The organism is Stenotrophomonas maltophilia, assembly GCF_001676385.1.
Taxonomy (GTDB): domain Bacteria; phylum Pseudomonadota; class Gammaproteobacteria; order Xanthomonadales; family Xanthomonadaceae; genus Stenotrophomonas; species Stenotrophomonas maltophilia_J.
On sequence record NZ_LYVJ01000001.1, the window covers coordinates 66,360 to 88,145 of the forward strand.

Genomic DNA, 21,786 nt, shown 5'->3' on the forward strand with positions numbered 1-21,786 from the left:
AGAAGAACATGCCACAGGGTTGGACCGTCAACGCCGCAGCGGACACGATCAGTTTCTACGAGCCGCCGGCCAATGGGGCCGCAATCGTTGTGTCGGAGTATGGCGCGGACGGTCGCGGCGGCACGAACGTCTGGTCCGTGGGGGCCTGGTCGCCGCGTTTCGGGTATCCACGCGAGGCCGAGTTCTACGGCGGCCGACTGTGGTTTGCCGGCACGGCCGGTGACCCGCAGACCATCTGGGCGTCGAACATCGGCGACTACAACAACTTTGGGCGCAGCTCGCCCATCGTCGACAGCGATGCGGTGTCGTTCACCATCAATGCCCGCCAGGTCAATGCGATCATGGATCTGGTCCCGCTGGACAGCATGCTGGTGCTGACCACCGGCGGCGAGTGGAAGGTGACCGGCGGCCAGGACGATGTCGTGACGCCCAGCACCATAGGGGTCAAGCCGCAGTCCAACTACGGCACCGGCAGCCTGCAGGCCCGCGTCCTGGGCGAATCGGCGATCTTCCAGCAGGCCCAGGGGCGTCGGGTTCGTGACCTGGCCTACCAGTTCGAGAAGGACGGCTTCCGCGGCAACGACATCAGCATCTGGGCGGATCACCTGATCAAGGGATATTCCTTCACCGGGCTGGAGTACAGCACGTCGCCCTGGCCGATTCTGTGGATGCCTCGCAGCGATGGCGTCCTCATCGGCTGTACCTACATGCCGGAGCAGGAGGTTACTGGCTGGCACCGGCACCAGACCGACGGCGAGATCCTCGACGTGTGTTGCCTGCCCGGCGAGATGGAAACCGAGGTCTACGTGCTGGTGCGGCGCATCATCAATGGGCAGCCTGTGCAGTACATCGAGCAGCTGGCGCCGACCGAGTATGCGGACATCAGCGACTGGAAGTATGCCGACAGTCTGCTGACCTACGACGGCCGCAACACCACGGCAACCACGCTGGCCCTCAGCAGCGCCGGGGGATGGGGCGAGGGGGCGGCGTTGACGGCCACGGCTTCGACCGCACTGTTCAACCCTGGCACCGACGCAGGGAACATCCTGCAGTTCGAGGTGGCGGGCGAGCGCCTGCGGGTTCGAATCATCGACGTGATCTCGCCGACTGTGGCCTCGGTCGAATCGATCGGCAACGTGGGGCATGCGTTCCGCGCCGTTCCGCTGACCGCATGGACGTTCCAGAAGCTGGTGATCGCCGGCATGGAACACCTGGAAGGGAAGGGAGTGGTGGCGCTGGTTGACGGGAACGTCCAGCGTGATCTGTCCGTGGTGTCTGGGAAGGTTCGCCTGCAGCGCCCGGGTGGCGTGGTCCAGATCGGGCTCCCATACCAGGCCCACATCGAGACGCTGGAAGTCAACTCCAGCGGCGGCGAACCCCTGCGGCCGATGAAGAAGCTGACGTTCGAGGTTGCATTGTTGGTGCGCAACACCCGGGGTGTGTACGTGGGGACCACGCTTGACACCTTGGACCCGATTGCCCAGCGCGAGTTCGAGGACTACGACGAGCCGACCAAGGCCTACAACGGCGTGCTGAAAGTGAAAATGAGCTCCCAATGGAACCGTAACGGCGGGAAGTTCCACCTGGTCAGCGACGACCCGGTGCCTATGGAGATCCTGGCACTGATGCCCAACGTGGACGTGTCGCCATGAGGATCGTCGCGGAGCTGGTGCCTGCCGACGCTGCCCATATCGAGGTGATCGCTTCCTCGGCAAGGCCGGCCGATGTAGCCGAGCTGTGGGCATGCGCTCGCACGACCCCGGCGGACGCCATGGAGCGCGGCCTTGCGGGCAGCGCTGAAGCATGGACTGCTGTGGTCAGAGGAGTGCCGGTCTGCATGTTCGGCGCCACGCCATATTCGATCCTCGGCGGCATCGGTACGCCGTGGATGGTTGGCTCTACCGGCCTGAACCCCTTCGCTGTCCAGAAGGACCTGCTGCGCCTGTCGCGGCCGGCCTTGGCGCGCATGCAACAGGCGTTCCCCACGATGCTGTTCAACGTCGTGGATCAGCGAAACACCGCCGCACAGCGCTGGTTGCACTGGCTCGGTTTCCATTTTCTCGCGCCGGTGCCGGTCGGACCGGACAGCGCCCCCTTCATTCCGTTCTACTGGAGCGCATAACGTGTGCAATCCCGGAATCGCCCTACTGGCGACAACCCTCATCACTGGCGCCTATCAGGCGGACCAGCAGCGAAAGCAGGGTGAGGTCAACGCGCAGATCGCCGAGAACAACGCGACGCTGGCCCAGCAGGAGGCCGACGCCAGCAACGCCATGGCCACGCGCGAGATGGAGCAGCAGGCATGGCGCACCCGTGCGGTAATGGGCCAGCAGCGCGCTGCCATCGCAGCCAATAACGTGGACCCGACCTTGGGAACCCCGGCCGACATCCTGGGCGAAACGGCTCTGGTGGGTGAGATTGACCAGCAGACCATTCGCATGAATGCCGCACGACAGGCGTGGGGATTCAACGCCCAAGCTCAGGGCTTCCGCACGCAGGCGAAGCTGTCGCGCTGGAGCGGCAACGCGCAGGCGACGGGGACCATTCTCGGCTCCCTGGCCAGTGCCGCGAGTATGGGCATGGGTAGCATGGGGGGCGGTGCCGGCAAGTCGTCGGTCGGGTCGTGGACGACGGGCACCATCAATAACGGCGGTTGGACGGGAGGCTATGCCTGATGGCTACCATCATCCCGCGCACCAGCGGCCCGCAGGTCCAGGCGCAGCTCGGTCCGCAGGTCCGGAACAACGTGCAGGTGGATCTGTCGCCCGCCATTCGCGCCGCGGGGCAGGTGGGGCAAGCGGCAGCCCAGCTGTTCCAGCAGCAGAAGGACCGGGCCGACCTGACGGCCGTCATGCAGGCACGCCGTGAGTTGTCGGCATGGGAGGGCGAAACGTTCAACCCTGCCAACCCGGATGGCATTGCCAAGTACCAGGGGAAGAACGCCTTGCAGGCCAACGAGGCGCTACTGGGCGACCTTGACCAGCGCGTGTCGGCCATCCGCGCCAATCTGTCCGGCGACCAGCAGCAGAAGTTCGACCAGGTGGCCTTCAGCTTCCGCGATTCGGTGCAGGGCCGGCTGAACAACTATGCCGACCGCGAATACAGCGCCTATGAGGCGACCGAGCGCAAGGCCACTATCGACAACATCGGGCAGGACGCGGTCAGCGCCGGCATGTCCGGCGACTTCGGCCTGGCCGATGTGCGGCTGCAGGAAGCCGTAGGCATTGCCAGCGCCGCCTACCAGACGCAGGGCATGGGCGCCGAGGCCATCAAGGCCAGCGAACGCGGGATCGTGTCATCCGTGCGCAAGCAGACGGCAGCGGCCCTGGCTACTCGCGACCCGTTCGCGGCAGAGGACTACTACCACCGCTACGCGGACCAGATGACGCCCGAGGACCGTGCGCAGGTGGAGCGGACGCTGTACCCGGTGGTGAAGGACCGCGCTGCGTATGAGCTGGCCAACTCGCTGGCCGACGGCCGCGGAGCCATTGAGCCGCTGCCTGCACCCACCGCGCGCGGCAAGCCGTCCCCGGCCATCGCCAAGGCGATCGATGATGCGGTGGCAGCCGAGGGCTTGGACGCTGCCGGCCGGGCGGACCTGTACGCGTTGGCCGAACAGGAGTCGGGATTCCGCGCCGACGCCGTCAACCCCGAAGTGCTGGACGACGGCGACCAGGCCACCGGCCTGTTCCAGTACCGCGCGACCAGCGCCGGCGGCATCGACCGCAAGGATGCTGCGGCGTCGGCCCGCCGCGCTGCTCGCGAGTACAAGGAACGGCTGGCCAAGGGCGGCCGAGCGTTCGCCATCGCCGCGCACTTCGCTGGAGAGGATGGCGCCGATGCGGTAGTCAACCGTGGCCGATCAGCGCAGAACCCGAAGACGGCGCTGTACGTGCGGCAGGTGATGGGCCGCTCCGCGCGGTGGGCGACCGAGGGCCTGCAGGTGCCTGGTGCTGCGGCATCGTCTCCAAGCGCTGGGGCACCAGCACCATCGACGCTGGCTGACGCCATCGCCGCAATCCCGCGCACGCTGCCGCCGGACCAGCGGGCAGCCACCGAAGGCTATCTCCGCGACATCTTCGCCCAACGCCAGGACCGCATCGAACAGGCCAAGAAACAGGCCGCCATGTCGATCTACGACAAAGTGACGGCCGCCGGCGCGAGCGTTCCGCTGTCGCAGGTACTGGCGCCAGCCGAACTGGCCCTGGTTGGCCAAGACTCCAGCCTGAGCGAATCCATCAATCGCTACCGGAAGCTCATCGCCGAGGGAGGGGTGATCCAGGACGACCCGGCCACGCTGGACAACCTGCAGCGCATGCAGGCCCTGAGCCCGGCTGAGTTTGCCAAGGTGCCTCTGGGGCAGTACGCCGACAGGCTCAGCGGCAAGACGCTGAAGGCCCTGGCTGATGACCAGACGAAGGCAAACGACCCGTCGAAGCGCGCCGACTGGATGACCGACAACGAGCGGCTGGAGCGTGGCTTCCAGATGCTCGGCTTCGGGAAGGACACCGATGTATCGGGGAACGGGTCGCAGGCCAAGAATGCACCGCGCGACGCGCTCCGTGGCGAGTTCCGCATCGCCTACCAGAACGCGCAGACGGCCTTCGTACAGTCCACTGGCAAGAAGCCGACGCCGGAGCAGGCGGACGTGCTACTGCAGGCAACGGCCAAGCAGTTCGCCCAGAACCTGCAGGCTGGTCGCCTCAGCGCCATCCAGGAGGAGGGCGGCAAGTTCAAGAACAACCCGAAGGTGAAAACCGGGCTCTACAGCAGCGCCGCGCAGTTCGACCTGCAGATCAGCCAAGCAGATCGTGACGCGGTCCGGGGCGCATACATCGATAAGTATGGCCGCCCCCCGACGGACGCATGGGTTACCCAGTACTTCGCCCGCAAGAGCCAAGGAGCCAAGAAGTGATCGACAACGTGCTGGAAGGCTTCGACGAACTGTCGGACGAGATCGAGAACCACCGGCAGGTGACCCTGCGCAGCGCCTACACCGGCACCAGCCAGAAGCCAGAAGAAGCCGCGCGCGCAAACCAGCTGTCGGATCAGCTCGGCCAACCGTTCGGCGTAGTGGCGGCCAATCTGGCCGACTACGAGCAGGACGCCCGCCGGCAGGAGATCGATGATGCCGGCCGCGCATCGCCGCACGTGGGCGACTTCCTGAGCGATCCGCGGCGCATGGCGCTGGCCAGTGACGAAGCCCCGAAGCTGGCCACCTATGCCAACTCGCTGGTGACCGGCGAGGCCCGAGCCACTGCAGAGCCGAACATCCTGGAGCAGGTCATCGGCGGCATCGTCAGCGGCTGGCAGCGCGGCAAGGCCAATGCGCTGGCACTGTTGCCCGATGGTCCAGCCGTAGTTGACCCCGCCACGGGCCGCCTGACGACTGACCGCACTGCGGAGGAGGCGGCACTACGCGCAGACCAGGAGCGCCGGGCGCAGGCCGCAGAGGTGACCAGTGCCAGCACCGACCGTGGATTCCAGGCATTCGACCGCGCGAACAAGGCCGGCAGCTTCAGCGGAGCTGTGCGCGAGCTGGCCGGCGGCGGTAGGGACACGCTCGGCGCCATCGCAGTCACCCTGGGGCAGTCGATCGGCATGGGTGCCCCGGGTCTGGCGCTGACGGCAGCCACTGGCGGCGGCAGCCGCGTGGTCACTGCGGCCTCGGCGGGCACGGGATCTGGCCTGACCGAGTTCGGTGCAAGCATCGCCGACGCCATGCAGGACGCGAATGTCGACCCGACTGACGCCTATGCCGTAGGCCAGTTCCTGCGTGACCCGCAGAAGATGGCAGCCGCGCGCGAGAAGGCAGCCAAGCGCGGCGTGGCCATCGGCATTTTCGACGCATTGACTGCTGGTGTGGCCGGCCACTTCATCAACAATGCCAGGCGCAGCGCGTCGTCGGCGATTCTCCGCACTGGTGCCGATGCCGGCGTGCAGCTGGGTGGCGGCGCGGCCGGTGAGGCCACCGCTCAGTTGCTGACCGAAGAGCGCCTGAAGTGGGGCGACATCATCATGGAGGGCCTGGCCGAGGTCCCCACCGGTGCGGTGGAGGTCCATGCCAACTACCGTGCTGCTCGCGCATCCGGGCATGTGCGCTGGATCAATGAACGGCTGGACCAGGTGATGCAGTCTGGCCAGAGCAACGACCGGCTGCGCGCTGCCACCGAGCTTGCTGCCGAGCTGAAGCTGGGCGAGCGCTCTCCGGAGGACATGAAGGCGCTGACCGCGCAGGTGGCCGGCGAAGACGCGCGGGTGTATCTGGACGCGGAGCAGGCGCAGACGTTGTTCCAGTCCGCGCCGCAGGTGCTGCAGGAAATGGTCGGGGGTGAGGCGGCACTGGCCGAGCAGCTGGCCACCGGCCAGGTCGTGATCCCTATGGCTGAGTGGATGGCCGCAGTTCCGCGCCTGCCGAACCGCGACGAGATCCTGCGCAACGCGCGCACCACCGCAGACGGGCTGTCGCCGGCGGAACTGGAAACGCTCGACATCGACGCCATGGCTCGCGAGCTGGGCGTGCCGCTGGATGCGCCGGCACCGGACGCTACCGCCGCGAATGCCCGCGCGCAGGTGCAGCAAGCCGTCATGGCGCAGCTGGTCGGGACCGAGCGGTATACGCCCGCCCAGGCCGAGAGCCAGGCGCAGCTGTGGGGCGCCATGTTCGGCCGCCTGGGCGAGGTCACCGGGCAGGATCCAGTAGCGCTGTACGAGCGCTATGCAGCCGGCATTGAGGCGGCTGAGGCACCGGCCGAGGGCGGAGAGGGGCAGCCGCGTACGCTGATGCAGCGGGGCATGGATGCGCTGCGCGGGCTGTTCGGTTTGGCCCAGGCGCCTGTCGCTGACCAAGGGCAGCAGAATGTGTCCGCCGGGGATGTGCTGTTCCAGCCGACCCGCACGGATGAAGTTCCGACTGGCCTGGCCCCGAACACGCCCGTGCCGGTGATCGAGCTGGAGCCCACTACCGGAAACCCGGCCGAATGGTTTGCAGAGTCGAACGAGCTGATGCGGACTCAGCAGGACGGCACCGAAGTCACCGCGCCGGATGGCCAGCCTGTTCGATTCGCTTCGCGCGGTCGCAAGAAGGTGATGTCCAAGGGGAGGCGGGATCCGCTGCGGCAGGCCGTAGCCCGCGAGCTGCCGACGCTGGTGGAATCGGCGCCAATCCACTCTACGTCAGTGGATACCGACGACAAGACTGTGTCCTACGCATACGCGGCGTCTGCTGTGCAGTACGACGGCTTGGTGTATCCGGTGCGGCTGGTGTACCGCGTCGGCAACGATGGCGTGCGCCGCGCCTATGATTTCGAAGGCTTTGAAATAGGAAACCCCGACGGCCTCGGCAGCGATTCGCTGCGCCAATCGGGGTCTGATGTCGGTGCCATGGAGCGGGCCGGCACGGCCGAGTCCGAGTTGCGTACCCGCAGTCTGCCGACATCGGCGCTGACGCTATCAGAGGTTCTGTCGGCTTTCAACACCAGGCCGTTCTTCCAGTCCTCTGAGGCGGCCCCTCGGGGGCAGATTCAGATTGGCCCTGACCGGTCGATGCAGATCAGCCTGTTCAGGGGGGCGGATTTGTCCACTTTCCTGCACGAATCGGGCCACTTCTTCCTGGAGGTGTACCGCGACGTTGCCATGGCCGAGGACGCATCGCCCCAGCTGCGTGATGATCTGGCCGCCCTGCTGAAATGGTTCGGTGTCGAGTCGGTGGACCAGATCGGCGTCGACCAGCACGAACAGTTCGCCCGGGGCTTCGAGGCTTATCTGGGCGAGGGCAAGGCTCCGACCCCTGAGCTGCAATCGGTGTTCAGCCAGTTCAAGCAGTGGATTCTCGGCGTCTACCGCAGCCTGCGGAACCTGGACGTGGAGCTGACCGACGAGGTGCGCGGTGTGTTCGACCGCATGCTGGCCAGCCAGGAAGAGATCGAGGCTGCGCAGGCACGCGTGGGCTTCGAGCCGATCGCGCGCGACCTGGCAGAGGCGCAGGCGCTGGGCATGACCGAGCGCCAGTTCGCCGACTACCAGGCGCAGGTTGCTGCGGCGAGGGAACAGGCCGAGGCGGACCTGATGGCGCAGCTGCAGGAAGCCGATGCGCGGGCGCGCGAGCGCTGGTGGAAGGATGAGCTGGCCACCATCCGCGGCGAGGTCGAAGCGGAGATCGAGGCCACGCCCATCGTGCGTGCCTACCGTGTGCTGACCGGCCGGAAGGAAGCCGGCGGCGAGCCGGTGCCTGAGCAGCTGCAGGGCCTGAAGCTGGACCGCGCAGTGCTGGCCGCGACGTATGGCGATGGCCTGCTGAGCAAAATGGGGCGTGTCTATGCCCGCACGGGCGGTACTCACCCGGATGAGGCAGCCGCCCTGTTGGGCTTCAGCTCTGGGGACGAACTGGTGCAGGGCCTGTGGACGGTGCGCCAGACCCTGGCCGGCGTGAGTGCCGAGGCTGACGCGCGCATGCAGGCCCGGCACGGTGAGCCCATGACCGATGGCACGCTGCCGCAGCGGGCACTGGACGCGGTTCACGGCAGCCGAAAAATCCAGCTGCTGGAGCGCGAACTGGGAGTGCTGGCGGACTTGGCGCGGGAGCCCCGGCCGAACCGCCGAGAGTTGAAGGCCGTCGCCGAGGCCGTGCTATCCCGAAAGACCGCGCGGCAGATCCGCCCCAATGAGTACCTGGTCGCTGAGCGAAAGGCGGCCCGTGCGGCGGCCCAGGCTGCGGCGAAGGGGAAGTTTGCCGATGCGCTGCAGGCGAAGCGGCAGCAGGCGCTGAACGCTGTGCTGTTCGCCGAGGCCCGCGCGGTGCAGCAGGAGGTCGAGTCGAAGGTCAGTTACATCCGGCGGCAGATGACGCCGAAGGCCCGCGAGCGCTTGGGCAAGGCCGGTGCCGACTACCTGGAGGCCATGGACAGCATCGCCGATACCTACGAGTTCCGCGAGGTGTCTGGCCGGGCCGTGGCGCGCCGGCAGAGCCTGCGGCAGTGGGTAGAAGCTCGCCAGGCTGACGACGACCTGACCGCTGTGAGCGATGCGCTACTGGCCAGGGTGGAGGCCGAGAGCGTGACCAACTATGCGGACCTGCCGATTGCCGAGTTCCGCGAGCTTCACGACGCGGTGACCAACATCGCGCGCCTGGCCAAGTTGAAGAACCAGCTGCTTGGCAACAAAGATCAGCGCGACTGGGAAAGCGCGCAGGCCGAGCTGGCCGGGGCCATCCGCGGCGCAATCGCCGAGGGCAAGCCGCTGCCGTTCTCCGATTCCGACATGACGGCGCTGCAGAAGGTGGGATCTGCGTACACCGGCCTGCTGGACTGGGTACTGCGGCCCGAAACCGTGGTCGAGTGGTTGGACGGCGGAGAGACAGGGCCGTGGCACGATTTCCTGTGGAACCAGGCCGAGGCCGCTCAGCAGCACCGGATCGAGCTGCGCAACCGGGTAGGCGGCATGCTCGAGCAGGTCATGAATGCCCTGACGCCGGATCAGCGCGCAGACCTCAATCGGCTGGTGTATGTGCCGAGCCTTGGCCGGTCTCTCTCGAAAAACACCATCGTTGCTGTGGCCCTGAACCTGGGTAACGCTGGCAACCGCGACAAGCTGATGCGAGGCGGCTACATCGGCCAGAACGCTGAGATCATCCAGTTCACGCCGCAGAACATCGCGGACATGCTGGGACACCTTACGCCGGCCGACGCACAGATGGTGCAGGGCGTCTGGGACGCGGTGAACAGCCTGTGGCCGGACATCGTGGAGCAGCAGCGCCGCCTTTCGGGCGTTGCTCCGGAGCAGGTCGAGCCGATGCCGCTGATCTTCACCGCAGCGGATGGTTCTATGGTCAGCCTGCGCGGTGGCTATTACCCGGCGGTGTACGATCCCAGGGCATCCGCTGGAGGCGTGAAGCAGGCGCGCGCGGCCGAAGAGCAGATCATGGGCGGCACCTTCAGCCGCGCGATGACCAGCAAAGGGCACACCAAGGAGCGGACGGATTACGCCGCGCCTATGTTGCTGGACTATCACCGCGTTCTGTCGCGCCACCTCAATGACGTGATCACCGACGTGTCGCACCGCGGCTACGTGAAGCAGGCGCTCCGTGTTCTGGAAGACCAGGAGTTGAAGGCCCTCATCCAGCAGCGGCTGTCCGAGGGCGCCTATCACGCACTGCACGGGAGTGTGAAGAACGCCGTCCGCGGCGCATCGGTGTCTGAGCCTGGCTCCAGCATGGCCGAGAAGATCGGCGACGCGGTACTGACCAATACGGCCGTCGCCGCGCTGGGGTTCCGGCTGCCGCTGGTGTTCGCCAACAGCGTGGTGGCACCGATTCAGGCAGCGGCGCGCGTGGATCCGAAGTACCTGGCCACCGGCTACGCGGCCTACTACCGCAATCCGGCCAAGATGACGGAGATGATTCACTCTCTGTCGCCCTTCATGGAGGAACGCGCCAACTCGCTCGACTCGTCCTATCAGGTGGTGCTGGGCAAGCTCTCGGGTAAGCGTGGCATCCGCGCGGCGGCGATGAAAATAGCAATGGAGGTGCACCGCTGGACCGTGCCGCTGGCCGAGCGCGCCATCTGGCTGGGCCGTTACCAGCAGGCCCAGGCGCAGGGTGCCGGCATCGATGAGGCGGTACGACTGGCGGACAAGGCGATCCGAACCACCCAGCAGGCCGGCGCCCCGAAGGACCTCAGTGCTGCTGAGCGTGACCCCCGCTACAAGTGGGTGCGCATGTTCATTGGCCCGATGATCATCATGAACAACCGCCTGCAGGAATCTGGCCTGCGTGGCCTGTACCTGGGGCGCGTACAGTCCCCAGCCCGCGCGCTCGGCACCTGGCTGTCGGCCGGCGTGCTTTCGAACGCAGTGTTCGAGCTGCTGATGATGCGCGGCCCTGACGGCGGAGACGACGACGAGAAGGGCTGGGATGACTGGAGCGCCTGGCTCGCTCGTAAGACGCTGCTATTCCCGTTCCAGACGATCCCCCTGCTGCGTGACGTGGCCGGCGGCATCGATGCTGCGATCGAGGGCAAGCCCAGCATGGGGCGTCCCAACCCGATCGTCGACGCGGGCGTGGCGCTGGCGAAGTTCGGCCACACCGCGTGGAAGGAGGGCAGGGACTGGATCGAAGACGATGATGAGCCCGACGCGGAGAAGCTGATCAAGACCGGCGTCCGCGCCGCCGGCCCACTGACCGGCATTCCCAGCAACCAGATGCTCACCACCGGTGAGTACCTCTACGACGTGGGCACTGGGCAATACACACCGGACAACCCGGCCGAGGCCGCCGCCTACCTGATGTACCGCCGTCCGAAGGACGAGCAGTAGCAGTAACCACTCACCTCCGTTCAACCACCAGCCCGCATCAGCGGGCTTTCTTTTTGCCTGGGGATACCATGACCATCACTGCAAATGATCGCCGCAAGAACTACAAGGGCAACGGCGTAACGACTGAGTTTCCCGGGCCTCGGTGTTTCAGCCCGCAGCACATTGCGGTCTATATCGGCACTTCTGAGGGGACCATCGAACTGTCGCCATCGCAGTACACCGTTCGCGGGGCTGGCGGATCGGGTGGCACCACGATCCTGATGAACACGCCTCCAGCGTCTGACACTGACGTGCTGATCCTGCGCACGGTGCCGTTTGACCAGCCGACGGACATCACGAACCAGGGAGCGTTCCTACCGGAGCTGCACGAAGATTCGTTCGACTACCGCGTAATGCAGGTGCAACAGCTGGACGACCGGCAGGACCTCACCATCCGATTCCCCGAAACCTATCCCGGCACGATTCCGGACCTGACCCTGCCGGCGCCTGAGCCTGGCAAGGGTATTGGCTGGAATGCAGATGGAAGCGGCATTCGGTACATCACCCTGGAAGGGGCAGGTGATCTGACCCTCCGCGACGATCTGGTGGACGCAACCGCAGGCGCTGCGCTGGTCGGGTACAGGCAAGCCGGCTCGGGAGCAGTTGGGCGTCAAGTTCTTGACCGCCTTCGCGAGTACGTCAGTCCTGAGGAGTTTGGCGCTGCGGGCGATGGCGCCACCAACGACAGGGTGGCATTGCAGCGTGCAGCGGAGCAGGCGATGGCATCGGGGAGTGTCCTGAAGCTGCCGCGCGGCAGGGTTTACTACGTGGGCACCGATACGCCACTGGTGTTCCCAGCCATCACCATCGACGCAAGCGAAGAGAGCAAGATCACTGGCAATGTGGAAATCCACACCGATGCCCGTTTCGTACGGCCTTTGAAAGTCGGGCGTTCCGATAGTGCCAACGAGTACATCGACTACACGTTCGTGGTTGAGGACGTGCACAGCCGTACCAGAATTCCACTGTTCCAGAGCGAAGGCGACTGTGACCGTGGTGTTGTTGGCGCCGTTGATATGGCATCACTCTTCCACCAGAGGTTGGCTTGGCCTGCTGGAACCGCATGGGAAAGCTTCACCCCAGGTTCTGCGAATGCAGATGGTGTAGGCGAGGCCCTCAGCAACAACAGCTATTTCTACGGCCATTTCCAGGCGGCTGAAGGCGGCGCTGAGTACAACGCGACTTACGAGGCGGGGCCATATGTGCGTGCCGCGATGATTCGCTGTACGGATGGCGTTCGCATGTTCTACTGCCAGCAGGACGGCGCCGGCAATATCGTATTCAAGTCGATCGGTGGCGCTCCGGTCACTGTGTCGTCTGGGATTGCGTGGGAGGGTTACCCCAGTCATGTGTCATGGCATCCGAGCAAAGCGGAATGGTCCATTCGCCTGTACGATCTGAAGACCTGGTCTGTATTGCTGAACGGACGGGAAGTAATCAGCCCGCAGACTCTCCCCGCTGGAGAGATCATCGAGTTCGTGGGGTTCGGCTACGCCTACGACAACGAGGCCGCGGTGGGCTTCATCAGGTACATGACGAAGGTGGTGAATAACCACTCTGGCGGCCGTGGGACGATGGATATCATCTGTGTCGGCGATTCGACTACGGCAAAGGTCCACGGCGACTATCCGTCGTACCTGCGGAACTTCATCGACGAGTCGCACGGGATCAAGGTTTCCAATATTCGGAACTACGCACAGGACGGTGCCACCTCTGCGATTCAGCTCGCCACACTCACCGCAAATGGTGTGTATGGCGCCACTGACGTGGTGGTCAACCTGGGGACCAACGACGTCCAGAATCCGGGGGCGGCTGGCGATCTGAACGCATGCATTGCGAACATGAACGCGATCATCGACTACTGCCAGGCCAACAACAAGCGCGTAACCGGCGTCATTTTCCCGACGTGGTACTCCAAGCCGCTCGCAAATAACAAGGGCGTGACCACGTTCAATTATGACCTGAGCGCACTCTATCGCTCTGCCTATCGGAGTGTTTTCGCCAAGAAGAACTGTCAGATCGTTGATCTGAATATTGAGTTGCGCAGCGTGCTGGGATCGGATCTCGATAACTCGTTCATTGATCCGGGGCTGCGAGACAATATTCACGCAACCCCCCGTCGCGGTGCGGCGATTGCCTGGGCAGTAGCAAAAAAGCTTGCCGGCTACGCGCCTAAGAAGACACGCGCGTTCTCACCGATCACCATGCCGAGTTCCTGCCTGAAGAACGGGTGGGCTATCAATGGTGGCGCAGAGATTGGCATGACGGCAGACGCGGTTGTTCACCTGTCAGGCCGAATTGACGCTGGAACGAAGGCCGATGGGACTCAGATACTGGCGCTGCCGGCAAGCTGTGTTCCTCGCATTCAACAGGTCTATCGAGTTCGGACGGATAATGGTGCGGCCGCGACCATCATCATTTCGACCGGTGGCGCGGTGTCGATATACGGTCTCGGTACCGATAACGGGATCTACCTGGATGGAGTGAGCTTCTTCGCGCGCTGATCACCACTGGGGCAGGCCGGCATCATGCCGGCCTTGCCTCATGCGACCTGCTGGAGCAGGTCCTCACTGTTGTTCCGCGGCGTGTTCACCGCGCGGCTGACCCGGTAGGCCTCCATCGCTGGCGGCTCGCTCGCCAGCAGCATGGCCATGGCGTCGTCGGGGCTGGCTGCCATCCACTCATCGATCTGGCTGGCGTGCAGCCACACTGGCATCCGGTCGTGGATGTCGGCCGAGACGCCGCTGCTGTCGCCGGTGATGATGGTGAAGGTGCCCAGGTTGCCCTCGGGCAGCAGGGGGCTGGTGTCCTCCCACAGGCCAGCGGCCAGCAGCGGCCCGGTGGCGTGGATGAACCACGGATCCTTCTTTTCGTCGATCGGGCTCACCGACCATTCGTAGTAGCCGGCCATGGGGATGACGCAGCGGCGCTTCTTGAAGGCGGACCGGAACGCCGGCTTGGTGGCCACCGTCTCGATCCGGGCGTTGATGGTCGAGCCCTGCAGGCCCTTGGCCTTCGCCCAGAACGGCAGCAGGCCCCACGCCAGCCGGGTGACCTGCCGGCCTTCGCCCCGGTCAAGGATCACTGAGGCGCGCTGCGTCGGCGCCAGGTTGTAGCTCGGCTGGATCTCGGCCAGGCCGGGGGCAAGGTCAGCCAGCCCGGGCTGGCCGAAGTCGACAACGGGGAGCTGGACGAATCGGCCGCACATGGCCGGAGGGTAGCCCTGCCGGCCGTGCCCGGGGCGTGATCCCGAACGGTTCAGCCGGTGAACGATCCCTTGTCGCAGCCTTTGCGACCGTCGGCCGTATCCTTCCGGCCATGCTTCCGTCGCACGGCTACCAGGGCTTCCGCACCGCCACGATCCCCGCAGGGTGGGTCAAGATGGAGTACGGCTGGGTGCTTTGGTGGAACGGCCGGCAGATCGCCCAGGTGTCGCCGGCCGGGGACCGCGGCGTGCACGTGCACCTGGACGCCCGGAAGATGTGGCAGACCAAGGAAGTGCGGGCGGCCAGCATTGCCCAGGGCAAGCGGTATGCCGAACGCTGGTGCGCGGCCAGGCTATACCCGGAGCTGCCGCTGCGCGCGGCGGTGGCTCGCCTCACCGACAACACCCCGATCCCGCTGCCGCCCGAGCCGCCGGGCCTGCCGCCGACCCGCGAGCAGCAGCAACAGGCCCGACGGCTGGCCGAGGCCTCGACCGCCGCTACAGCGCGGCTCAGGGAAGCGTTGGAACCGCGCCGGCCGCCAGCCGAGACGAAGCCCCGCCCGAAGGACGCCCGCAAGGCGTGGATCAGGGCAGGGCTGGAGCAGCTACGGCGGGGAGTGTAGGCCGGGCATGCTGCACCCTATCCGCACGTAAGTGATTGATCGGATTGGTGCGCAATCTGCACTTTTGGGATGCTCTGCGCAGGGCTGAAACCCTTATAGATCAACCGGATGGGTCAATCTGTAACGATGCCTGGGGGGCAGAGGGTCGTCGGTTCGAATCCGGCCGTCCCGACCACTGTGATGATCCAAGAAGCCTGCGCAGCGATGCGCGGGCTTTTTTGTACGCGCCAGGCACAGGCATGTGCCGCCGGGTGCACGCGGCACGGCGGCAGCATCGTCGAAGCGGGAGGTGGCATCAGGCCGGTCCCGGTTTCCAGGGCGGCCGCAGGTACGGCGATCGGCAACGGCGGATGGAACGTGTCGTCGCCACCGAGTGCAACGGAAGGTGGATCATGCCGTGCCCACCACGCCTGGGCCCGGCTCTTCACTGCATCCATCCGGCAAACGGCGGCCCGCGTGTGGCCGGCGGTCAATACACCCGGAACTCGGCACGGCAGCCGTCGCTGACCCAGACACCGCGACGGTCCCAGCCCCAGTTGCGATCCTCGATGCAGCGGGTCACCGACTTCTGCCTGACCATGCGCACGTCATGCCGCACGCGGATGCGGCATTCCTTCTCCTTGTTTTCGTAGGACTCGCAGACGAGGCGCTCGCCATCGCCGTCACGGTCCCTGCCGCGGCCGGGCCAGCGCCCACGTCGGTCTTCGGCGGAGACGAACTCGGCGCGACAGCCGTCGGTCACCCAGAGCATGCGCCGGCTCTGGCCCCAGTTCTGGTCCTCGACACAGCGGGTCACCGACAGCTGCCGTGCCAGGCGCACGCGGCCCTCGATCGGGCACTGCTCGGTCGCGTTGAACCGGGATTCGCAGCGTAGCGCCGGGACGTGATCGGTCTCGTCGTCCTGGGCCGCCACGGCAGTGGCGGCCAGCAGCAGGGCAAGGGTGGTGCCGGTGATCGGCAGCAGCAGGCGATGGGTCATGGGGGCCTCGGGTGGGGAATCGGGCGGCAAGAATGACCCAGGCGGAAGCTATTGGAACCCATCAGTCCGGAGCCGGCTCAGTCGGGATTTAGTAGTGCGCACGGGCCCATGCAAAGGCTTGCATCCCGTATCATCGCGGCACATCCGATCGCATCGGTTTACACCCTCTTACATGTTTTCCACGCCTGCCGGCGCAGCCTGTCGCTGCCGTCACCGGTGTGCGGGTGGCCTGTGGCGGAAGATGCGCGGACCACGACGACCACAGGGGGTTGCGTTGATCAGCAGTATCGTCATTCACCGCTCGAGCGGCGCGGGCGCCGCCGAGGTGCAGGTCCTGGACACCACGTTCAAGGGCAAGCATGTCTTCATTGCCTGGGGTCTGCGTGGGCCGGAGTTGGCCCGCAGTGCAGATCCGCCCGCCACCGTGGCCGCACGCGAGGCGCTGCATGCCGTTGCTGGCCACAACGAGGGGCCACGCAACCCGGAGGTATTCATCGCCAGCCAGTCGGCGGTGGCGATCACGGTCTATCGCCTGCTCACCGAAGCGCGCTCCGGCGATGCCATCTTCTTCCTGTGTGATTCGCAGGCGGTGGTCGACTGGCTGGTCACTGCGCTGGAAGTACAGGGCGCGGGCTGATTCCGTACCCCGGCCCGCATCGCATCACGCCAGTGCCGCGTCCACTGCGGCCCGCGCGTGCAGGGTGGTGGTGTCGAACAACGGTACTGCGCTGTCCTCCGGCCGTACCAGCAGCATGATCTCGGTGCAGCCGAGGATGATCGCCTCGGCACCGCGCGCGACCAGCCGCGCGATCACCTCCGCATAGACCTGCCGCGAACGTGCACTGACCACCCCGGCGATCAGTTCCCGGTAGATGATGTCGTGCACGTTGCGGCGATCGCCGGCTTCAGGGACCAGCACTTCCAGGCCGAAGCGGTCCCGCAGCCGGCCGCGGTAGAAGTCCTGCTCCATGGTGAAGGCGGTACCGAGCAGGCCCACCTTGCGCACGCCTGCCTGCACGATCGCGGTCGCAGTCGGATCGGCGATGTGCAGCAGCGGCAGGGGGCAGGCGGCCTCGATGCGGTCGGCCAGCCTGTGCATGGTGTTGGTGCAGATCAGCAACAGGTCGGCGCCGCCGGCCTGCAATCGCCGCGCGGCATCGACCATGTGTCCACCCAGTGCCTCCCAGTCGCCGTCGTGCTGCAACCGCTTGATGCCGGCGAAGTCCACCGACCACAGCAGCAGCTGCGCCGAGTGCGCGCCTCCGAGGCGGTGGCGCACCTCCTCGTTGATGAGCCGGTAGTACTGTGCCGAGCTCTCCCAGCTCATGCCGCCGATCAGTCCAAGCGTCTTCATGCACTGCTCCATGCCACGGGCCGCCATTGCAGCACATCCGGTCCGGAGCTTGCACAACACATTAGCGCGCGCTAATGTATTGGCCATGATCGAGAACGCTCTGTTCAAGGCGCTGGCCGACCCGACCCGCCGCCATATCTTCGAGAAGCTGGCCGAGGGTGGCCGCCATGCCAGCGCGCTGCGCGAGGGCATGGCGATCAGCCAGTCAGCGATGTCGCAGCATCTGGCGGTGCTGCGTGAGGCCGGGCTGGTGCGTGAGCAGCGCCAGGGGCGCTTCGTCCACTACGAGGTCGATCCACGTGGCCTGGCCCACATCGGCAGCTGGCTGCAGCGCTACCGGGCCTATTGGCCGGCGCGGATGTCGGCCCTGCAGGACCTGTTGGAGGAGATGGACTGATGGACGAAATGCACAACGGAACGCTCCCGGACCTGGTACTGGAGCAGCGGTTGCCGGCGCCGCCGGAACGTGTCTGGCGCGCGCTGTGCGATCCGGCACTGCGCGAGCGCTGGCTGCCCGCGGCTGACCTTGCCGATCCGCAACCGTGCCTGTGCGAAGAGGGGCGGCAGCTTGGATTCCATCTGCGCGATGCGCGGCCTCCGCATCTGCACAGCCTGGTGCGTTTCCAGCTGCGTGCAGATGAGGGTGGGGGGACCGTGCTGACCGTCGTCCATCGGCTCACCGACCCGCGCGCGCTGATGCCGCCGGCCGCCAACGATACCCCTCGCACCATGATGCGCGCGGCCTGAGCCGGCGCCTGGATCGCACCCACAAGGAGCAGGCACATGCAGGACAGGATGTGGCAGGTACCGATGGTGGTGGAACGCAGCGAGCGCGGGGAGCGTTCCCATGACATCTACTCGCGCCTGCTGCGCGAGCGCATCATCTTCCTCAATGGTGAAGTCGACGACACCGTGTCGGCGCTGGTCTGCGCGCAGCTGCTGTTCCTGGAGTCGGAAAACCCGGAGAAACCGATCCACCTGTACATCAACTCGCCGGGCGGGGTGATCACCAGCGGCCTGGCGATGTACGACACGATGCAGTACATCTCCGCGCCAGTGCATACGCTGTGCATGGGCACCGCGCGCTCGATGGGCTCGTTCCTGCTGATGGCCGGCGAACCGGGCCATCGCGCCGCGCTGGCCAACGCGAGCCTGCACGTGCACCAGCCGCTGGGCGGCGTCCAGGGCCAGGCGTCGGACATTCTCATCCACGCCGAGGAGATGCAGCGCACCAAGCAGCGCATCACCCGCCTGTACGCACAACATTGCGGGCGCAGCCTTGAGGACGTCGAACAGGCCCTGGACCGGGATCGCTTCATGAGCCCCGAGCAGGCCTGCGAATGGGGCCTGATCGACCAGGTGATGATCCGGCGCGAGGCGCTGGCGGCCTGAACCTGCCTCCGCGACCCTCGCATCCACGCCGCATTGTTCCTGGGGTTCGCGGCGGGGCTGCTGTGTTTCCACCCGCGCTGATGCATGCCGTGCGTATGCTGCCGGCGGGGAACATCCCGCAGGCGCAGCCGTCGCGCCGCTCAGTCCAGGTAGATCGCCACGCCGGCGCCGGCCTGCAGGTCCGGGCTGCCTGCATCCAGGCCAACGTCGAAGGATGCATCCAGCTGGACGTTGCGGCGGAGCATCCAGGTGACGCCTGCACCGGCGATGGTCTCGTCCGGTGCGTTGCTGGCATGGCTGAAACCTGCCTCCAGGTAGAATCCCAGCCGATCGCTCACCTCCAGCGCCAGGCTGGGTGACCAGCTCGTGCTGTGGGTTCCAGCGCCACGCTGGTGGCTCGCATACAGCGCTGCGCTCCAGTTTCCGGCAAGCCGATGATCGATGCTGGCGGCCAGCGCGTACTGGCGGCCGCCGCTGAAGTCCGCATCACCGCGTGCGATCACCGCCGATGCAAGCAGGGCCCAGGAGGTACGGTCCGTGCTGGCGGGCCCTGCCCATTTCACTGCCAGATGGCTGTCGCCCGCGCCCTGCAGGCGGGTGGAGCGCAAGGATTGCGGGGAACTGATCCGCTGCCGCTGCCAGGGAGAGGTGGACAGCTGAAGCTCCCAGCCGGGGGCGAGCCCGGTCCGCAGCAGCAGATCGCTGGACAGTCCGACGGTGTGCACACCGTCATCGGCGTGGTCATGCAGGTAACCCGGGAAGCCCAGTTCCACGGCCAGCGCGCCGCGCCGTACCGTGTCGGTGCCGAAGCCGATGCCGGGCCGGTCGAAGCCCGGCACTTCATCCGTGTCCTGGGCCAGTGCGGACGCGCTGGCAGCGAACAGGATGAAGGGCAGGGCAGAGCGCATGATCGTCCCGGATGGCATCTGCATCGAGAATGCAGGGGAGGGGTGTCGGTACCGCGTGAGCAGGCCGGTCAGCTCACACGGGAGCGAAACGGGGCTGCGGGCCGTGCTCGCCGGGAACCTGTTCAATGAACATCGCATAGGGCCGCACCCACAGGCCGCCCTCTCCATAAAGGGCGCGATACAGCACCAGCGGATCCAGCGTCTCGCTGCTGCGGACGATGCCGATCACTTCGTATTCGCCGCCCTTGAAGTGGCGGTAGCGGCCAGGGGCGAGGGTGGGAAGAGGGCTCAGTTCAGCCATGATGTGCCGACTCACCTGCCCGCCGGGCTGGCGGGTTTCGCGCAATAGGCCTCGATGGCTGCGGCGGTGTTGGCCAGTCCCTGCGCCTGCGCCAGTTCCCAGGGGCGTTCGCAGCGCTGGCGGTGCTCGCACCATTGGTAGCCTGCCGACCCTATGCAGCCATGTGCATCACGATCACCGCCCACCACGGGCGTGGCCGTCGATGCGGCGGGCGCATCGGCATCCGCAGGCGCCTTGCCTGGGCTGGTGCAAGCGGCCAGGACCAGCAGCGAGGGCAGCAGAAAATGCGCTTTCATGGGCAGACCGGTAGCCGAAAGCGACAGTGTCCGTCGCTAAGCGCCGCGCAGCAAGCGCTCAATGCACCGCGGCACGGACCAGTTCTTCGATCAGGATCAGATAGCTGGCCACGAAGTAGAACTTCAGCAGCGTCCACCGTTGCTGTGAGAAGAAGGTGCGCATGTGGAAGGGCCCCCAGTTGGTGATCATAGTGTGAAGCGCAGCTGACTCTGTGACAAGAGTCACGGAAAGTCTTCACTAAACGACCTCAGGTATGTGAGGACGGCCAAATCCTGACGAATCGACGGGGCGTTTTCGTACAAATCTGATGGGATGGCCCGAAGGTGCCCGCTAGCCTGAGGATGTACCGGCCTCGGCCTTTCCGTTGCTGGCGCGCCCCTTTCATCGCACCGGGAGTTCCCATGGTCATCACCGTTCAATGCAAGGCGCGGCACTGGTCCGTGCTCCATCCGCAGTCGCCTGACGTTGCCCGCTACGCCCGGGGCGCCGAGGCGTTCGACGCGGCCGCCGCGCTTGCGCTGGAACATCATCGCCGTACCGGCCAGCGCAGCACGGTGCGGGTGGAGGCACTGGGGAATTCGGTGGAGGCCCTTCACGTCGGCGGCTGACGCGGCCACCCATGGCCCAGTCAGCCATGGTTGAGTTGTTTGAATGGGGGAAAAACTGTTCTCACCAGGCCCCTGTGCGCCGCGCCGTGAATCCCCGATGCTTGCGCCATCGTATTCATCCGGAGACTTCGATGGGCAACGCACTCACCTGGCGCACCCTGGCCTGCACCCTGCTGCCAATGCTGGCGGCCGCTGGCGGCGCCCAGGCGCAGAGCTACGGTTACGGCTACGACGATGACCGTTACGGCGGTCGTGATGGTGGGGGCATCGTGCGCTGCGAATCGATCAGGAATCGCAGCAATGAATGCCGCCTGGAGGGCCGTGCCCGGATGATCCGCCAACTGTCCGGGTCGCCATGCGTGGAGGGCGAGACCTGGGGGCAATCCCGCTACGGCGTGTGGGTGACCCAAGGCTGCCGCGCCGAGTTCGTCGGTGAATATGGCCGCGGCAACGGCTGGGGCCATGGTGGCGGCTGGGGCTACGGCGGTGGGGGGGAGGTGATCGCCTGCCACTCCAATGACCGCCGACAGGAATACTGCGAGGCGCGCATTCGCCGCGGTGTCCGCCTGATCCGCCAGGATTCGCGCAGTGCCTGCATCGAAGGCCAGACCTGGGGATGGGACCGCCGTGGCATCTGGGTCAGTGGGGGGTGCCGCGCGCAGTTCCAGGTGAACTGAGCGTCGCCGTGAAAATCAGAAAAATCTGATACATCTCACAGTTTCAAGGTCGTATCTTCTGCGACCAGGGGCACCCCTGCGTGCCCTTGGTCG

The 21,786-nt window shown here is 66.0% G+C and carries 19 protein-coding genes; 13 read left to right on the plus strand and 6 right to left on the minus strand.

The window, feature by feature from the left end:
* Positions 1 to 8 precede the first annotated feature (8 nt).
* The 6 genes from A9K58_RS00455 (at position 9) to A9K58_RS00480 (ending at position 13,853) form a co-directional block, all read left to right on the plus strand.
* Entirely contained in the window at positions 9 to 1,652 is a 1,644-nt protein-coding gene (locus tag A9K58_RS00455; RefSeq protein ID WP_065197455.1) for a phage tail protein, read from the plus strand.
* 17 nt (positions 1,653 to 1,669) lie between these two features.
* Positions 1,670 to 2,122: a hypothetical protein gene (locus tag A9K58_RS00460; protein ID WP_196769137.1), complete on the plus strand. Its 453-nt coding sequence runs from the start codon at positions 1,670 to 1,672 to the stop codon at positions 2,120 to 2,122.
* A 1-nt stretch (position 2,123) separates the two neighbouring features.
* On the plus strand, positions 2,124 to 2,675 hold the full coding sequence (locus tag A9K58_RS00465) for a virion core protein, T7 gp14 family (protein ID WP_065197457.1): 552 nt from the start codon (positions 2,124 to 2,126) through the stop codon (positions 2,673 to 2,675).
* Positions 2,675 to 4,915 carry a hypothetical protein gene (locus tag A9K58_RS00470; RefSeq protein WP_065197458.1) on the plus strand — a complete coding sequence of 747 codons (2,241 nt, stop codon included), beginning with the start codon at positions 2,675 to 2,677 and terminating at the stop codon, positions 4,913 to 4,915. The genes A9K58_RS00465 and A9K58_RS00470 overlap by 1 nt, the downstream gene beginning before the upstream one ends.
* A complete protein-coding gene (locus tag A9K58_RS00475; protein ID WP_065197459.1) occupies positions 4,912 to 11,310 on the plus strand; it encodes an LPD3 domain-containing protein in 6,399 nt (2,132 codons plus the stop codon). The genes A9K58_RS00470 and A9K58_RS00475 overlap by 4 nt, the downstream gene beginning before the upstream one ends.
* Before the next feature lie 68 nt (positions 11,311 to 11,378).
* Positions 11,379 to 13,853 carry an SGNH/GDSL hydrolase family protein gene (locus A9K58_RS00480; RefSeq protein ID WP_065197460.1) on the plus strand — a complete coding sequence of 825 codons (2,475 nt, stop codon included), beginning with the start codon at positions 11,379 to 11,381 and terminating at the stop codon, positions 13,851 to 13,853.
* Positions 13,854 to 13,891: 38 nt separating this feature from the next.
* Here the strand turns inward: A9K58_RS00480 and A9K58_RS00485 are convergent, their stop codons facing one another.
* A complete protein-coding gene (locus tag A9K58_RS00485; RefSeq protein ID WP_065197461.1) occupies positions 13,892 to 14,557 on the minus strand; it encodes an SOS response-associated peptidase in 666 nt (221 codons plus the stop codon).
* A gap of 110 nt (positions 14,558 to 14,667) precedes the next feature.
* On the opposite strand from A9K58_RS00485, the gene A9K58_RS00490 reads away from it, so the two are divergent.
* Positions 14,668 to 15,177 (plus strand): hypothetical protein, encoded by a 510-nt coding sequence (locus A9K58_RS00490; protein WP_065197462.1) that lies wholly within the window; start codon positions 14,668 to 14,670, stop codon positions 15,175 to 15,177.
* A gap of 469 nt (positions 15,178 to 15,646) precedes the next feature.
* Here A9K58_RS00490 and A9K58_RS00495 read toward each other — a convergent pair whose 3' ends face one another.
* The gene (locus A9K58_RS00495; protein ID WP_065197463.1) at positions 15,647 to 16,156 is read right to left on the minus strand and encodes a DUF3011 domain-containing protein; all 510 of its coding nucleotides are present in this window, start codon (positions 16,154 to 16,156) and stop codon (positions 15,647 to 15,649) included.
* A 241-nt stretch (positions 16,157 to 16,397) separates the two neighbouring features.
* On the opposite strand from A9K58_RS00495, the gene A9K58_RS00500 reads away from it, so the two are divergent.
* Positions 16,398 to 16,793: a hypothetical protein gene (locus A9K58_RS00500; RefSeq protein ID WP_065197464.1), complete on the plus strand. Its 396-nt coding sequence runs from the start codon at positions 16,398 to 16,400 to the stop codon at positions 16,791 to 16,793.
* Positions 16,794 to 16,817: 24 nt separating this feature from the next.
* Here the strand turns inward: A9K58_RS00500 and A9K58_RS00505 are convergent, their stop codons facing one another.
* Positions 16,818 to 17,510: an aspartate/glutamate racemase family protein gene (locus A9K58_RS00505; protein WP_065197465.1), complete on the minus strand. Its 693-nt coding sequence runs from the start codon at positions 17,508 to 17,510 to the stop codon at positions 16,818 to 16,820.
* An 85-nt stretch (positions 17,511 to 17,595) separates the two neighbouring features.
* On the opposite strand from A9K58_RS00505, the gene A9K58_RS00510 reads away from it, so the two are divergent.
* From A9K58_RS00510 to A9K58_RS00520, 3 genes are read left to right on the plus strand one after another with little or no spacing between them, the layout of a single operon-like run.
* On the plus strand, positions 17,596 to 17,907 hold the full coding sequence (locus A9K58_RS00510) for an ArsR/SmtB family transcription factor (RefSeq protein ID WP_065197466.1): 312 nt from the start codon (positions 17,596 to 17,598) through the stop codon (positions 17,905 to 17,907).
* Entirely contained in the window at positions 17,907 to 18,257 is a 351-nt protein-coding gene (locus tag A9K58_RS00515) for an SRPBCC family protein (protein ID WP_065197467.1), read from the plus strand. Before A9K58_RS00510 ends, A9K58_RS00515 begins: the two co-directional genes overlap by 1 nt.
* Before the next feature lie 36 nt (positions 18,258 to 18,293).
* Positions 18,294 to 18,902 (plus strand): ATP-dependent Clp protease proteolytic subunit, encoded by a 609-nt coding sequence (locus A9K58_RS00520; RefSeq protein ID WP_065197468.1) that lies wholly within the window; start codon positions 18,294 to 18,296, stop codon positions 18,900 to 18,902.
* A 140-nt stretch (positions 18,903 to 19,042) separates the two neighbouring features.
* Here A9K58_RS00520 and A9K58_RS00525 read toward each other — a convergent pair whose 3' ends face one another.
* From A9K58_RS00525 to A9K58_RS00535, 3 genes are all read right to left on the minus strand, one after another.
* Positions 19,043 to 19,810, minus strand: a complete 768-nt coding sequence (locus tag A9K58_RS00525) for a transporter (RefSeq protein ID WP_155760408.1) — start codon at positions 19,808 to 19,810, stop codon at positions 19,043 to 19,045.
* A gap of 73 nt (positions 19,811 to 19,883) precedes the next feature.
* On the minus strand, positions 19,884 to 20,111 hold the full coding sequence (locus A9K58_RS00530; protein WP_065197470.1) for a DUF1653 domain-containing protein: 228 nt from the start codon (positions 20,109 to 20,111) through the stop codon (positions 19,884 to 19,886).
* An 11-nt stretch (positions 20,112 to 20,122) separates the two neighbouring features.
* Positions 20,123 to 20,407, minus strand: coding sequence for a hypothetical protein (locus A9K58_RS00535; protein ID WP_065197471.1), 285 nt, complete (start codon positions 20,405 to 20,407; stop codon positions 20,123 to 20,125).
* Positions 20,408 to 20,809: 402 nt separating this feature from the next.
* On the opposite strand from A9K58_RS00535, the gene A9K58_RS00540 reads away from it, so the two are divergent.
* Complete coding sequence (locus A9K58_RS00540; protein ID WP_065197472.1) at positions 20,810 to 21,016, plus strand: hypothetical protein; 207 nt, start codon at positions 20,810 to 20,812, stop codon at positions 21,014 to 21,016.
* A 131-nt stretch (positions 21,017 to 21,147) separates the two neighbouring features.
* On the plus strand, positions 21,148 to 21,693 hold the full coding sequence (locus tag A9K58_RS00545; protein ID WP_065197473.1) for a DUF3011 domain-containing protein: 546 nt from the start codon (positions 21,148 to 21,150) through the stop codon (positions 21,691 to 21,693).
* Positions 21,694 to 21,786 lie beyond the last annotated feature (93 nt).

Bases quoted from the DNA above. Each gene is read 5' to 3' on its own strand.
- A9K58_RS00455 (WP_065197455.1), top strand. From the start codon at position 9: ATGCCACAGGGTTGGACCGTCAACGCCGCAGCGGACACGATCAGTTTC.
- A9K58_RS00470 (WP_065197458.1), top strand. From the start codon at position 2,675: ATGGCTACCATCATCCCGCGCACCAGCGGCCCGCAGGTCCAGGCGCAG.
- A9K58_RS00480 (WP_065197460.1), top strand. From the start codon at position 11,379: ATGACCATCACTGCAAATGATCGCCGCAAGAACTACAAGGGCAACGGC.
- A9K58_RS00485 (WP_065197461.1), bottom strand. From the start codon at position 14,557: ATGTGCGGCCGATTCGTCCAGCTCCCCGTTGTCGACTTCGGCCAGCCC.
- A9K58_RS00490 (WP_065197462.1), top strand. From the start codon at position 14,668: ATGCTTCCGTCGCACGGCTACCAGGGCTTCCGCACCGCCACGATCCCC.
- A9K58_RS00495 (WP_065197463.1), bottom strand. From the start codon at position 16,156: ATGACCCATCGCCTGCTGCTGCCGATCACCGGCACCACCCTTGCCCTG.
- A9K58_RS00500 (WP_065197464.1), top strand. From the start codon at position 16,398: ATGCGCGGACCACGACGACCACAGGGGGTTGCGTTGATCAGCAGTATC.
- A9K58_RS00505 (WP_065197465.1), bottom strand. From the start codon at position 17,510: ATGAAGACGCTTGGACTGATCGGCGGCATGAGCTGGGAGAGCTCGGCA.
- A9K58_RS00510 (WP_065197466.1), top strand. From the start codon at position 17,596: ATGATCGAGAACGCTCTGTTCAAGGCGCTGGCCGACCCGACCCGCCGC.
- A9K58_RS00515 (WP_065197467.1), top strand. From the start codon at position 17,907: ATGGACGAAATGCACAACGGAACGCTCCCGGACCTGGTACTGGAGCAG.
- A9K58_RS00520 (WP_065197468.1), top strand. From the start codon at position 18,294: ATGCAGGACAGGATGTGGCAGGTACCGATGGTGGTGGAACGCAGCGAG.
- A9K58_RS00525 (WP_155760408.1), bottom strand. From the start codon at position 19,810: ATGCGCTCTGCCCTGCCCTTCATCCTGTTCGCTGCCAGCGCGTCCGCA.
- A9K58_RS00530 (WP_065197470.1), bottom strand. From the start codon at position 20,111: ATGGCTGAACTGAGCCCTCTTCCCACCCTCGCCCCTGGCCGCTACCGC.
- A9K58_RS00535 (WP_065197471.1), bottom strand. From the start codon at position 20,407: ATGAAAGCGCATTTTCTGCTGCCCTCGCTGCTGGTCCTGGCCGCTTGC.
- A9K58_RS00540 (WP_065197472.1), top strand. From the start codon at position 20,810: ATGGTCATCACCGTTCAATGCAAGGCGCGGCACTGGTCCGTGCTCCAT.
- A9K58_RS00545 (WP_065197473.1), top strand. From the start codon at position 21,148: ATGGGCAACGCACTCACCTGGCGCACCCTGGCCTGCACCCTGCTGCCA.